Source organism: Halorubrum depositum (assembly GCF_007671725.1).
GTDB classification, from domain to species: domain Archaea; phylum Halobacteriota; class Halobacteria; order Halobacteriales; family Haloferacaceae; genus Halorubrum; species Halorubrum depositum.
In genome coordinates, this window is the sequence record NZ_VCNM01000002.1 from 318,444 (window position 1) to 330,336 (window position 11,893).

General features: G+C 72.3%; 12 protein-coding genes. 3 read left to right on the plus strand and 9 right to left on the minus strand.

Annotated features, from left to right (window positions below; all coding sequences use genetic code 11):
- Positions 1 to 115 precede the first annotated feature (115 nt).
- The 4 genes from FGM06_RS09075 to FGM06_RS09090 all read right to left on the minus strand — a co-directional run bounded on the left by FGM06_RS09075 (position 116) and on the right by FGM06_RS09090 (position 3,600).
- Positions 116 to 1,237, minus strand: a complete 1,122-nt coding sequence (locus tag FGM06_RS09075; RefSeq protein WP_144798944.1) for a pyridoxal phosphate-dependent aminotransferase — start codon at positions 1,235 to 1,237, stop codon at positions 116 to 118.
- A gap of 107 nt (positions 1,238 to 1,344) precedes the next feature.
- Positions 1,345 to 2,397, minus strand: a complete 1,053-nt coding sequence (locus tag FGM06_RS09080; RefSeq protein ID WP_144798945.1) for a transcriptional regulator TbsP domain-containing protein — start codon at positions 2,395 to 2,397, stop codon at positions 1,345 to 1,347.
- Between the two features lie 41 nt (positions 2,398 to 2,438).
- Positions 2,439 to 3,179: a tRNA (adenine-N1)-methyltransferase gene (locus tag FGM06_RS09085; RefSeq protein WP_144798946.1), complete on the minus strand. Its 741-nt coding sequence runs from the start codon at positions 3,177 to 3,179 to the stop codon at positions 2,439 to 2,441.
- 10 nt (positions 3,180 to 3,189) lie between these two features.
- Positions 3,190 to 3,600: a nascent polypeptide-associated complex protein gene (locus FGM06_RS09090; protein WP_144798947.1), complete on the minus strand. Its 411-nt coding sequence runs from the start codon at positions 3,598 to 3,600 to the stop codon at positions 3,190 to 3,192.
- Between the two features lie 153 nt (positions 3,601 to 3,753).
- Between FGM06_RS09090 and FGM06_RS09095 the strand changes: the two genes are divergently transcribed.
- Positions 3,754 to 4,539, plus strand: a complete 786-nt coding sequence (locus FGM06_RS09095) for a creatininase family protein (RefSeq protein ID WP_144798948.1) — start codon at positions 3,754 to 3,756, stop codon at positions 4,537 to 4,539.
- A gap of 19 nt (positions 4,540 to 4,558) precedes the next feature.
- Here FGM06_RS09095 and FGM06_RS09100 read toward each other — a convergent pair whose 3' ends face one another.
- Together FGM06_RS09100 and folP are read right to left on the minus strand one after the other, a co-directional pair.
- The gene (locus tag FGM06_RS09100) at positions 4,559 to 5,266 is read right to left on the minus strand and encodes a 6-hydroxymethylpterin diphosphokinase MptE-like protein (RefSeq protein WP_144798949.1); all 708 of its coding nucleotides are present in this window, start codon (positions 5,264 to 5,266) and stop codon (positions 4,559 to 4,561) included.
- Between the two features lie 174 nt (positions 5,267 to 5,440).
- Complete coding sequence (gene folP, locus FGM06_RS09105; protein ID WP_144798950.1) at positions 5,441 to 6,682, minus strand: dihydropteroate synthase; 1,242 nt, start codon at positions 6,680 to 6,682, stop codon at positions 5,441 to 5,443.
- A gap of 174 nt (positions 6,683 to 6,856) precedes the next feature.
- Here folP and FGM06_RS09110 point away from each other — a divergent pair, with 174 nt between their 5' ends.
- Positions 6,857 to 7,708, plus strand: coding sequence for a ZIP family metal transporter (locus FGM06_RS09110; RefSeq protein ID WP_144798951.1), 852 nt, complete (start codon positions 6,857 to 6,859; stop codon positions 7,706 to 7,708).
- A gap of 74 nt (positions 7,709 to 7,782) precedes the next feature.
- Here the strand turns inward: FGM06_RS09110 and FGM06_RS09115 are convergent, their stop codons facing one another.
- Complete coding sequence (locus FGM06_RS09115) at positions 7,783 to 8,385, minus strand: DUF192 domain-containing protein (RefSeq protein WP_144798952.1); 603 nt, start codon at positions 8,383 to 8,385, stop codon at positions 7,783 to 7,785.
- A gap of 99 nt (positions 8,386 to 8,484) precedes the next feature.
- Between FGM06_RS09115 and FGM06_RS09120 the strand changes: the two genes are divergently transcribed.
- Entirely contained in the window at positions 8,485 to 9,783 is a 1,299-nt protein-coding gene (locus FGM06_RS09120) for an MFS transporter (protein ID WP_144798953.1), read from the plus strand.
- A gap of 48 nt (positions 9,784 to 9,831) precedes the next feature.
- Here FGM06_RS09120 and FGM06_RS09125 read toward each other — a convergent pair whose 3' ends face one another.
- Positions 9,832 to 10,563: a methyltransferase domain-containing protein gene (locus FGM06_RS09125; RefSeq protein WP_144798954.1), complete on the minus strand. Its 732-nt coding sequence runs from the start codon at positions 10,561 to 10,563 to the stop codon at positions 9,832 to 9,834.
- A 118-nt stretch (positions 10,564 to 10,681) separates the two neighbouring features.
- Positions 10,682 to 11,854 (minus strand): pyridoxal-phosphate-dependent aminotransferase family protein, encoded by a 1,173-nt coding sequence (locus FGM06_RS09130; RefSeq protein ID WP_144798955.1) that lies wholly within the window; start codon positions 11,852 to 11,854, stop codon positions 10,682 to 10,684.
- Positions 11,855 to 11,893 lie beyond the last annotated feature (39 nt).

Consider the following 11,893-nt stretch of genomic DNA (forward strand, 5'->3'; position numbering starts at 1 on the left):
ACTCCGTCGGTCGCAGTATAACTTGCGGAAACCTCTCGCGGCCGGGTAATGTCCTGGGGTTATCGGGCGGCAGAAATTGACGCTACGTTGCGGCCGGACGGGCGACCGTCCGCGCTCAGCGGACCGCCGCGTACGCCTCGCCCATCACGTCCAGCGCCTCACGGAGCTCGCTCTCGTCGGTCGCGTACGAGATCCGGGCGTGTCCCCGCCCGTGCTCGCCGAACGCCTCGCCCGGGACGACGATCACACCGCGGTCGATACACTCGTCGACGAACCCATCCGGCACGCGGGGCATCGCGTAGAAGGCGCCCTGGGGCGTGGGGCAGTCGAGGCCAATCTCGTCGAACCCCTCCAGGAGCAGGTCGCGGCGGCGCTCGAAGGAGGCCGTCATCTCGTCGACGATCCCGCGGTCGCCCCGGAGGGCGCCCTCGGCCGCGTACTGGGCCGGGGCCGACGCGCAGGCCTGCGCGTACTGGTGGACGCGCAGCATGCGCTCGACGCGCTCGTCGGAGCCGTACACCCAGCCGAGCCGCCACCCGGTCATCGAGAACAGCTTCGAGGCGGAGTTGACGACGACGACGCTGTCGGTCTCCGCGAACTCCATCGGCGAGTAGTGCTCGCCGTCGAAGACGGTGTACTCGTACACCTCGTCGGAGACGCAGAGCACGTCGTGCTCGTCGGCGATCCGCGCGAACTCCCGGATGTCCGCCTCGGAGGAGACCGCCCCGGTGGGGTTGCCGGGGGAGTTCACCACGAACGCCGCGGTGTCCTCCGTGATGGCGTCCTCGACCGCGGCCGGGTCGATCGTGAGGTCGTCGCGGAGCGGGGCGGGCACGGGCTCGCCGCCCGCGAGCTTCGTCAGGGCGTCGTAGGAGACGAACCCCGGGTCCGGGATCACGACCTCGTCGCCCGCGCTCACGTGCGCCTCCAGCGCGACGTGGAGCGCCTCGCTCCCGCCCGCGGTGGCGATCACGTTCGCGGGGTCGAGGTCGACCCCCTGGTCCGCCCGGTGCTTCTCCGCGATCGCCTCCCGGAGCGACAGAATCCCCTTGTTCTCGGTGTAGGCGTCCGCCTTCCCGTCTTCGATCGCGTCGACGGCGGCCCGGCGCGCGTGTTCCGGCGTCGGGAAGTCGGGCTGTCCGAGCCCGAGGTTGATCGCGTCGTCGCCGGCCGCCTCGAACACCTCGCGGATCCCGCTGATGGAGATCCGCTCGACCCTGTCGGAGAAGTTCGGCATACCCGTTCGGGGGCGCCGCCGGGAGTTAGTTCTTGTCACGTCGGCACGCTCGGTAGAGGAGGAGTAACCGCCGACAGCCGCCGACGCCGACAGCCGCCGACGCCCGCTCACCGCCGCCGGTCCCACACCGGCCGACGCCCCTCGCCGCCGGGGCCTCGGCGGAGCGTTCCGTCCTCGTCGACCGGGAGCGCGAACCGCCCGCGGAGCACGCTGAACACCTCGGTCGGCTCCGCCCGGAGCAGCGCCTCGTCGACCGCCCGGAGCCGGAACTGGGGTCGCCCCGGTCCCATCGGTACCTTGATCGACTCGATCAGCTCCCGGCCCACGAGGGCGCGTCGGTCGGCCGTGAGCTCCTGCCCGGGCGCGATCGCGACGCGGTCGGCGGGGTTCCCCTCGCCCCTCTCGCTCTCCTCGCCACCCTCGCTCCCCTCGCCGTCGACCCACCGCCGGAGGTCCCGGAACAGGTGGTCGTGCCGGGCGGCCAGCGCGATCAGCAGAGTCCGGTCGGTGACGGTCCCCGTCCGCCCGACCGCACCGTAGTCGAGGGCGTCGAGGACCGCGGCCACGTCGTCCGCGAACCGGTCGTCGAGGACCTCGCGCGCCGCGGCGAGCAGGCGGGTGCGCGAGGGCATCCCGACGGTCGCGGGCGTCGCGGCCTCGAACCGCGTCGTCACTGCACGGAGTGCCGCAGCAGTCCGCTCGCCCCCCGTCTCCGAGACGAGCGTTCGGTCCGCGCGCGGGCCGGCGACAGCGTCGACGCGGTCGGGCGTCGCGAACGCGAGCGAGCGCCCCGCGGCATCGGTCGGCAGGAGGCCGTCGGAGTCTCTCTCGCCCGCGATCACCCGGAGCTCGATCGACCCCTCCGCGACCGCCTCGGCGACGGCGGTTCCGAGGACGAACGCCCGTTCGAGCGCGTCGACGGCGCTGGGCGGGCAGGCGACCCGCCACGGCGCGTCGTCGTCGGTCCGCTCGCGAGCCGCGAGGACGGACGGGAGCAGCCCGAGCGGGACGCCGACGGCGACGACGCCGGACCGCCCCGCGAGCGCCGACTCGACCGCGTCGGCGAGCCCCTCGCCGTACTCGTCGATCGCGACGGCGACCTCCGAGGGCTCGATCGGAGGCTCGTCGGCGCCGTCACCGCCGCCCGTCGGGGGAACCATACGCTTCGTGGCGGCGGGATCGGAAAGAACGTTGCGCCGCCTCAGGGCGCCCGCGCGAAGACAAGGTACCCGGTGTGGCCGACGCCCGCGGTGGAGGGGCGGGAGCCGCGCTCCGAGAACTCCATCTCGCGCTGGATCGTCTCCAGCGTCTCGATCCCGTCGAGGCCGGCCTCGCGGGCGGCGAGGACCGCCTCGCGGGTGCCCTCGACGAACGGGGAGTAGACGGCGAGACAGCCGCCCGAGACGAGCAGTTCGTCGGCGCGCTCGACGACGGCCGGCGCGTCGCCGGTGTCGAGCGTGAGGGCGTCGAACGGATCGCCCTCGGCGAGCGCGTCCAGCTCCTCGGTGAGGTCGCCGGTGCGGACCTCGACGCGGTCGGAAACCCCGGCGGTTTCCATGTTGGCGCGGGCGACGTCGGCGAACTCGGCGTCGACCTCGTAGGTCGTCACGTCGGCGCCGGCCCGGCCGAGGTAGGCGGCGAGGATCCCCGTGCCGGTGCCGGCGTCGAGGACGCGGTCGCCGCCCGACGCGCCTGTGTGGCCCATCACGAGCCCCACGTCGCGGGGCATCATCGGGGCTCCGGTGCGTTCGAGGTGGTTGAACAGGTCCGGGCCGCGGAGCTCGCGGACCGCGAAGGCGGTCCCGAGGTGCGTCTCGACCGTGTCGCCGCCCGCGACGTCCTCGGGGACCTCGAGCACGCCGAGGTCGGTGCCGAACTCCTCGCCCGGCCCCAGCAGGTACTCCCGGTCGTCGTGGACGAGCAGGTACGCGGCGTCGGTCACGCCGGACCGGTCACTCCAGGGCCGCGATGGCGGCCGCGAGGTCGCCGTCGGCGTTCTCCAGGGCCTCGCGGGCCGTCGACTGCGGGACGCCGGCGCGCTCGGCGACCAACGCCACGTCCTCGTCCGGGATCGCGTCGGTCACGCCCGCGTCGCGCTCCGTCGCGTCGACCGAGCCGTCGTCGCCCTCGACCGCCGAGGGGCCGCCGGCGCCCGCGTCGGCGACCTCTTCCGGGGAGCCGACGATCTGGTAGGTCTCCTGGCCCTGCGCGTCCATCTTGGTGACCTGGGCGCCGTCGAAGACGAGGTCGCCGTCGGCCGTCTCGATGACGACCCGCTCGGCGTCGAGCTCCTCGACGTCGATCCCCATCTGTTTCATCATCTGTTTCATCTTCCGCGGGTTCATGCCGCCTCCTCCGAACATACCAGCGAGTTCGGCCGGACGACACAAAAAGGGTGGCGACACGGGACGACGCCCTCCTCGAGCGGCGGACGGAGGCGCCGCGACGGGCGAGCACGAGACGGCGAACGGCGCCGGGACGGCTGGGTTCATACGTCCCGAACCCCACCTGCCGGTATGTACCTCGCCGACCACACGTGGCCGGAGCTCGCAGAGCGGCTGTCGGAGGAGTCGATCGCGCTCGTCCCCCTCGGCTCCACCGAACAGCACGGCCCGCACCTCCCGCTGGCGACCGACCACCTCATCGCCGAGGCGCTCGCGAGCGCGGCCGCCGAGGAGACCGGCGTCGTCCGCACGCCGACGATCGACGTCGGGGTCAGCCCCCACCACCGCCAGTTCCCGGGGACGATGTGGGTCGACCCGCCCGAGTTCCGAGACTACGTGGAGGGGTTCACCCGCAACCTCGCGTACCACGGGATCGACCGCGTCGTCTACGTGAACGCCCACGGCGGCAACGTCCAGCACCTCCGCGAGGTCGGCCGGCGGCTGCATCAGGACGGCACGACCTACGCGTTGGAGTGGATGTGGGACGAGTCGATCCCGGGGCTCGTCGACGAGCTGTTCGAGCACAACGGCCCCCACGCGGGCCCGAAGGAGACGGCGATGATCACCCACATCGCCCCGGAGCTCGTCCGCGAGGACCAGTTCGAGAACGCCCGCGACGACGGCCTGGTCCACCTCGACGACTCCGACGCGGTCGTCCACGGCGCCCGGACGTTCTACGACTCGGTCGACAACTCCGCGAACGGCGCCTTCGGCGATCCGACCGACGTGACCCCCGAGAAGGCGGAGCGGCTGTTCGAGGCCGCGACCGACCAGCTCGTGCAGTTGGTGGGGTGGCTGGAGGCGCGCGACTCAGAGGAGCTGTTGCCGAAGGCGCGCGTCGAGTCGTCGCCGTACTGATCGCCGCCGAACCGTCGCCTCACTGATCGCCGCCCGACAGAATCGGGTCGAGCGCCGCGTCCGCACCCTCTCGCCGTCCGTCGAGGATCCCGAACCGCTCGCCGCGACGGCGCTCGAGCCACCGCAGCAGGCGGGCGGCCCAGTCGAGCTTCTTCGCCTTCGTCGGGCCGACGTCGGGATCGTCGAACTCCCATCCCGGAAACACCAGTCGCCCGGCGCCGACGTGGTCGGCGAGGAAGGCCGCGCGGTCGCCGTCGGTGAACCCGCCGGTGTTGACGACGGGCCCCGCCGGCGCCGCCTGCGTCGTTGCCAGCGTCCACTCGCCGGCGAACCGCGGGAGCCACTCGCGGACCGCGGGGACGTTGTCGCCGTGGGCGTGGGCCGCGACCGGGACGCCCTCTCGCGTCAGCGCGGCCGCCGTCCCCGGGTTCTTGTCGAGGTCGGTCACCATGCAGTCCACTTCGACCCCCCGGTCGCGGAGGACGTCGGCGGCGGTCGACGCGGCGATGACGACGTCGGCGTCGCGGGCGAGGTCGACGTCGGCGGCGAGTCGCGGCGCGGCGCCCGCGACCGCGACGGTCGCGCCGCGCCAGTCGCCGAACCGGTCGAGCGGGAAGGGGGTCGCCAGCTCGGCGGCGACGTCCCGGGCGCGCTCGTCGGCCGCCCGCTCGAAGCCGAAGTCGGAGAGGATCGCCTCGTACGCCGGTTCGAACGCCTCGAAGTTCACACCGTCTCACCCGGACTCGGGCGGCCGGATCGGTCTGCCCACCGCGGCGCCGCGCGGCGCCGCCGCTCGCGGTGTGGAATATGGTATGGGCCGGAGTAGCACAGAGTACCCCTACCCGCGTGCCCCTCCGGCGTCCGGTCGATGGGTTGTCTACACGACGGCATAAACTTTCTCTTACTTCCGGCCGGCGTCCGTCGTTTCGAGCGCGGCGTCGAGCGCGGCGGACGCGCCGGAAACCGCGGCCGTGAGCGCTGAGAGCCCGGACGGCGTACAGACCAGGATCCCCGCGGAGCCGGTCCCGTCGGCGCCGGACACGCCGCCGTCGGTCGCGGAGGGCGGGTCGGTGACCGCCGCGGTCGCCTCGTCGGCCCCCCCCGCGAGGGCGAACGCCGCGCCGTCGACGCCCGCTGTCTCGGCGGTCGCGGCCCGAAGCGCGCCGACGGCCGGCTCCGTGAGGCCGGTGAGCTCGTAGGTGCGAACGGCCGCGCTCCCGGAGACGTCGCGGTCGGCGCCGAGCCGGTCGAGGTGACGTTCCGCCTCCCGCGCGGTCGTCACGTCGAGCTCCTCGACGGCGACGTCGCCCGCGTCGCGGCCCGATCGGACTCGGTCGCGGGCGAACTCGGCGCCGACGAGCGCAGCGTCGCGGGTCTCCGCGACGTCGTGGGTGCGGATCACGTGGGCACCGCGCTCGACCGCCATCGACGTGGCGGCCAGCGAGACGGGCAGCGCCTCCTCGGTGGTCCGCCCGGCGATCGTCTTGAGGAAGCTCTTGCGGTTGATCGAGACGAGCAGCGGCCGGCCGTACCCCCGGAACTCCCGGAGGCGGCGGAGCGTCTCCCGGTCGTCGGCGTGGGTCTTCGCCTCGGACCAGCCGCCGAAGGCGGGGTCGAGGATCGTCTTGTCGGTGAACCCGTTCATCGAGAGCGCCTCGTAGATGTCGTTTACGTCCTCGATGGCGCCCGGGCGCTCCAGATCGGGCGGCGAGGCCATCTTCGAGACGGCGGCGTCGTGTTCGCGGCAGACGCGGGGCATCTCGGGGTCCGCGAACCCGCAGATGTCGTTGACCATGTCGAAGCCGCGCGAGAGCGCCTCGTCGGCGACCTCATGGTAGCGGGTCTCGATCGACCAGACGGCGTCCCCCGAGGTCGACTCCAGCGCCTCGACCGCGGTGTCGAGGCGGTCCAGCTCCTGCTCGGCCGAGAGCACGTCGAGGTCCTTGTTGGCCGATTCGAGCCCGACGTCGACGACGTCGGCGCCCTCGCCGATCAGCTCCTCGTCGACGTACTCGGCGGCCTCGCCGGGGTCGTCGTACACGCTCGGGTCGTACGGCGACTCCGCGGAGACGTTGAGCACGCCCATGATCCGGGGCGGGTGGTCGTCGCCGATCCCGAGCCCCGCGGCGTCCACGTTTCGCATACGTTCGCCACGGGCGCGAGCGACATAAACGGGGCGAGTACCCGACGCCCTCGCCGGGGAACGGCCAGGATCGGGACGGGGGACCACCGCGGGCGAGTGCGATGAACCGCCGCGCCCCCGGTCGGACTCGGATGCGGGATTATACAACGCTGCACCGCGCAGGCAGAGACGTCGATGTTCGAGCTCACCGACGCGTTCGTCCGTCTCGCCGGGACCTCCCCCGTGATACAGGCGCTCGCGGGGGGCGTCGTCATCGCCCTGATGAACCTCTTCGGGGCGTCGCTCGTCCTCGTCTGGCGGAACCCCTCCGAGCGGGCGCTCAACGGAATGCTCGGCTTCGCCGCCGGCGTCATGCTCGCCGCGGCGTTCACCAGCCTCATCATCCCCGGTATCGAGGAATACTCCGGCGGCAACCCGGTCCCGACGCTCGTCGGAGTGGGCCTCGGCGCGCTGTTCTTGGACCGGGCGGACGCGTTGGTCCCGCACGCCCACTACCTCCTGACCGGGACGCGACGGACGGACGCGGCGAAACCGAACGAGACGCTCCCCGTCAGCGATGAGCGACTGGCCGGGGTGGTCCTGTTCGTCCTGGCCATCACGCTGCACAACATGCCCGAGGGGCTGGCCGTCGGCGTCGGGTTCGGCGCGGCCGCGGGCGATCCGGCGCGGTTGGGGAGCGCGCTGTCGCTGATGCTCGCGATCGGGCTTCAGAACGTCCCCGAGGGGCTGGCCGTCTCCGTGGCGGCGATAAACGCCGGGCTCGATCGGCGGCTCTACGCCGCGATCGCCGGGATCCGGGCCGGCGTCGTCGAGATCCCGCTGGCGGTGCTGGGCGCCGTCGCCGTGGGGACGGTCAGGCCGCTGCTGCCGTACACGATGGGGTTCGCCGCGGGCGCGATGCTGTTCGTGATCTCCGACGAGATCATCCCCGAGACGCACAGGAGCGGCTACGAGCGCGTGTCGACGCTCGGGCTCATGGCCGGCGTCGTCATCATGCTCTACCTGGACATCGCGTTGGCCGGGTAACTCGGCCGGTCGACCGACCCGCGAGGTCTCCCCCCGCGACCGGATCGAACCGCCCCCGTCCCGGCGTCGGTCCCCTACAGGTCGAACGCCAGTGAGTCGCCGACGGTGACCGCGTGCCGATCCGTCCACTCGTAGGGCACCTCAAGCACGTAGCGGCCGGACCCCGGGTACCGCTGCTCGCTCCCGTCCTCTCCGGGACCGGGCGCCGGCGCGTTGTGGATCTCGACGATCGTCCCCTCGGCGTCGGCGTAGACGATGTCGATCCCGAACGCCATCTCGCGCATGACGAACGTCAGGTCGTCGCGGGACGACGGGAAGACGAACAGCATCCCGGCGTCCTCGGGGAGCCGCTCGGCGTCGCTGAGCCCGAGGAATCGCTGGTCGCCGGTCTCCGCGATCGCGGCGGTCACCGTTCCGAGGCGGTCGCCGTCGGGAGTGCGGGCCTCGACGGCGGTCGCGTCGTAGTCGGCGTACGGACCCGACGGCCAGTCGTCCGCGGGGTCCGCGTCGCCGGCCCCGCCGCTATGGCTTCCGTCGTCACCGGTCCCGCCGCTATCGCTTCCTCCGTCGCCGTCGTCACCGGCCTCGTCGGTCGCGCTCGGTCCGACGCCCGCACAGCCGGCGAGGAGACCGATCGAGCCGACGCCGAACGCGGTCAACAGTTCCCGGCGTCGCATCGGCGGAGTTACGGGTCGCTCGCGTATATGCCCCCCGACCGGATCGCGGCGAGCCCTTCGAATCGAAACGCACTTTGAACCGGTGCGCGCCGTTCCGGTGTGAGCAACGTGGACGCGAGGAACGGGGCGAGCCGATCGCAGTTCTGGGCGCTCTACCTCACGCGGTTCGCCGAGGGGTTCGGGTTCATCACCCTGATCACGCTGCTCGGACCGTACATCAACGCGCTCGACCCGCAGGCGACGACGGTGCTGGGCGTCTCCATCTCCGCGGGGTTCGTCATCGGGATGTACACCACGGGGTTCACCCTCGCCCAGACCGTCGCCGTGGTCCCGCTGGCGTGGGCCGGCGACCGGTTCGACAAGCGGACCGTCCTGCTCGGCACCCTCGCGGTCGGAGCCGGCGTCTACGCGCTGTTCCCGCTGGTGGACTCCTCCGCCTCGTTCGTCGCCGTGCGGGCCCTGCAGGGGTTCGTCGTCACCGGCGCGGGGCTGATGACGCTGTCGCTGGTCGGCCAGATCGCCGACGTGGGAACGCGGGCCGACAGGATCGGGAAGGCGAACGCCGCCGCCTTCGCCGCCTCGATCGTCGGGTCGCTGTCGGCGGGCGCGATCTACGACGCGGTCGGATTCGGCCCGATCTTCGCGATCATCTCCGGGCTGATGGTCGCCGCCTGGGCCGTCACGTGGCTCGTCTTAGACGAGGATGACACCCGCGTCGAGGGGTTCCCCTTCTCCGATCTGGCCGTCAACCGGAAGATCCTCACGATCACGGGGTTCCGCGCCCAGTACGCCTTCGCCGTGACCATGGTCCGAACCTGGGTCCCGATCTACGCTGGCACGTCGATGGCCGGCGGCGGCCTCGGCGTCGCCGGCGTCGCCATCGCGGTGACGGTCACCGCCGAGAAGGCGACCAACATGGTCGGCCAGCTGTTCACCGGTCGGCTCTCGGACGGGTACGGCCGGTCGCTGTTCGTCTTCGCCGGCGGCGGCGCGTACGGACTGATCGCGATGGGGATCCCCTTCTCCGCGGCGATCGGGACCGCGTTGGGCGCCGGGGTGACGCTCCCGTTCCTCGGCGAGCTGCCGCCCGCGTACCTCCCCCTCGTCGCCTTCTCCGGGCTGCTCGGCGTCGCCGACTCCTTCCGTGAGCCGGCGAGCATGGCGCTGTTCGCGGACGAGGGGACCGACGACGGCGGCGTGGCCGCCAGCTTCGGGATCCGGGAACTGGTCTGGCGCCCCGGTTCGGTGGCCGGCCCGCTGATCGCGGGGTGGCTGATGGTCGAGGTGAGCATGGCGTCCGTCTTCTACGTCGGCGGCGCGTTCGCGGTCACCGGCGTGCTCGCCTTCCTCGCCGTTCTCGTGCACGACCACGGGCGGGCAGCGCTGACGACGTGGTAGGGCGAGTCCCGCGACTGAAACCGGTGGACAGGAGGGGAGACGAGCGCTCTACTCGCCGCCGCGCTTCCGCAGCGCGGCGCGGTAGTGGTACTCGTTGCCCTCCTCGCCGCGGACCACCTCCGCGATCTCCCAGTCCGTTCCCACGGCGGCCTCCCGGAGCCTGGCCGGGCTGAACAGCCGAAGCTGGAGGATCGGGTTCGTCTCGCTCTCGTACTCGAAGAACATGACGCGGTGCGCGAGCCCCGGCGTCGGGTCGTCCCGGTAGCCGACGAGGTCGGCCGTCGCCGGATGGGTCGGGTCGTAGCAGTCGACGACCGCGGTCGCGTCCGGCGTCGTCACGTGTGCGAGGTCGCCGAGGAACTCGGTGAGCCCCCGCATCGACCCGGCGAGTCCGATCTGGGTCCCGTTCGCGAGCGCGGAGCCGAACCGGTCGCGGGGGAACGCCTCGCGCAGCGCGAACATGTCTCCCTCGCGGGCGTCGTCGACGCCGCGCTCGCGCATCGTCTCGACGAGCGCGGGGCTCGGCTCGACCGCGACCGTCTCGAACCGCTCCTGGAAGTACAGCGCGTGCCGCCCGGTCCCGGCGCCGAGGTCGACGAGCGGCCCCTGCAGCCGGGACGCCAGCCACTCGTGAGACGGGTCCTCGTCGGGGTCGAAGTCGGCGAAGTAGAACGCCTCGATCGGGTGTTCGACCGTCTCGCCGCCGTCTCGGTGCAGGAGGGGCTCGCCCCGCTCGCCGCGGAAGTGATCGCGGATCGCTCGGCCGAAGGCGTCGGACATACCGAAACCGCCGGCGTCGACGGTGAAAAAGTCGCGTGAGGGGCGGTACCGTGCTCCGAAGTCGGGGTATCGCCCGCCGTCGGTCGATCGAGGAGGCGACCGACGGCTCGGCCCCGGATCAGGCCTCGTACCCCTGCTCGGCGAGCGCGTCCTCCAGCGCGGCGAGCAGGTACTCGACGTTCTTCTTGCGGGCGGAGCGGCCCATGCAGCCGATCCGCCAGATGTCCCCCTCGAGGTCACCGAGGCCGGAGGCGATCTCGAGGTCGTACTCGTCGAGGAGGCGCTCGATGACGGCGCCGTCGTCGACCCCGTCGGGGACGCGCACGGCGTTCAGGCTCGGCAGCCAGTAGTCGTCGGCGGCGTTCATCTCGAGGCCGAGGTCCTGCAGCCCCGCCTTCAGCTCGCCGGCGACGGCGCGGTGGCGGGCCCACCGCTCCTCGATCCCCTCCTCGGCGATCAGCCGGAGCGCCTCGCGGAGCGCGTACACGTTCGTGATCGGCGCGGTGTGGTGGTACGCGCGGTCGTCGCCCCAGTACCCCTCCAAGAGGGAGAGGTCGAGGTACCACGACCGCGGTTCCTCCTCACGGTCGAGCACCTTGTCCATCGCGCGGTCGTTGAGCGTCAGGGGGCTCGCGCCGGGCGGACAGGAGAGGCACTTCTGCGGCCCGGAGTAGGCGACGTCGACGTCCCACTCGTCGACGCGCAGCTCAACGCCCCCGAGCGACGTGACGCAGTCGGCGATCACGTACGCGTCGTGGGCGTGTGCGATCTCGGTCAGCGCGGGCACGTCGGGCTGGCGGACGCCGGTGCTCGTCTCGGCGTGGACGAAGCCGAACACGTCCGGCTGGTGCTCGTCGAACGCGCGCTCGACGTCGACGGGGTCGAGGGGCTCGCCCCACGGCGCAGACACCTCGACGACCTCGCCGCCCGCGCGCTCGGCCATCGACCTCATCCGCCCGCCGAAGTAGCCGTTCGTCGGGACCAGCATCGTGTCGCCCGGTTCGACGAGGTTCCCGATCGCGGCCTCCATCGACGCGGAGCCGGTCCCGGACACCGGAATGGTCCACTGGTTGTCGGTCCTGAAGGTGTACCGGAGCAGCTCCTGGACCTCGTCCATGATCTCGACGAACGAGGGGTCGAGGTGGCCGACGAGCGGCGTGCTCATCGCCCTCAACACCCGCGGGTCGACGTCGCTCGGCCCGGGGCCCATCAGCGTGCGGTCGGGCGGCGTCAGCTCCCCCACGTCGGGGGCGTCGTCGACTGCGCTGCGTGCCAGCGGCGTGTCGCTCATACAAGAGTTCGCGGCGGTGAGCGTCAAAAACGCGGCGGA

Excerpts from the sequence above, each read along its gene's own strand:
- FGM06_RS09075 (WP_144798944.1), bottom strand. The coding sequence starts at position 1,237 with ATGCCGAACTTCTCCGACAGGGTCGAGCGGATCTCCATCAGCGGGATC.
- FGM06_RS09080 (WP_144798945.1), bottom strand. The coding sequence starts at position 2,397 with ATGGTTCCCCCGACGGGCGGCGGTGACGGCGCCGACGAGCCTCCGATC.
- FGM06_RS09090 (WP_144798947.1), bottom strand. The coding sequence starts at position 3,600 with ATGTTCGGAGGAGGCGGCATGAACCCGCGGAAGATGAAACAGATGATG.
- FGM06_RS09095 (WP_144798948.1), top strand. The coding sequence starts at position 3,754 with ATGTACCTCGCCGACCACACGTGGCCGGAGCTCGCAGAGCGGCTGTCG.
- folP (WP_144798950.1), bottom strand. The coding sequence starts at position 6,682 with ATGCGAAACGTGGACGCCGCGGGGCTCGGGATCGGCGACGACCACCCG.
- FGM06_RS09110 (WP_144798951.1), top strand. The coding sequence starts at position 6,857 with ATGTTCGAGCTCACCGACGCGTTCGTCCGTCTCGCCGGGACCTCCCCC.
- FGM06_RS09115 (WP_144798952.1), bottom strand. The coding sequence starts at position 8,385 with ATGCGACGCCGGGAACTGTTGACCGCGTTCGGCGTCGGCTCGATCGGT.
- FGM06_RS09125 (WP_144798954.1), bottom strand. The coding sequence starts at position 10,563 with ATGTCCGACGCCTTCGGCCGAGCGATCCGCGATCACTTCCGCGGCGAG.
- FGM06_RS09130 (WP_144798955.1), bottom strand. The coding sequence starts at position 11,854 with ATGAGCGACACGCCGCTGGCACGCAGCGCAGTCGACGACGCCCCCGAC.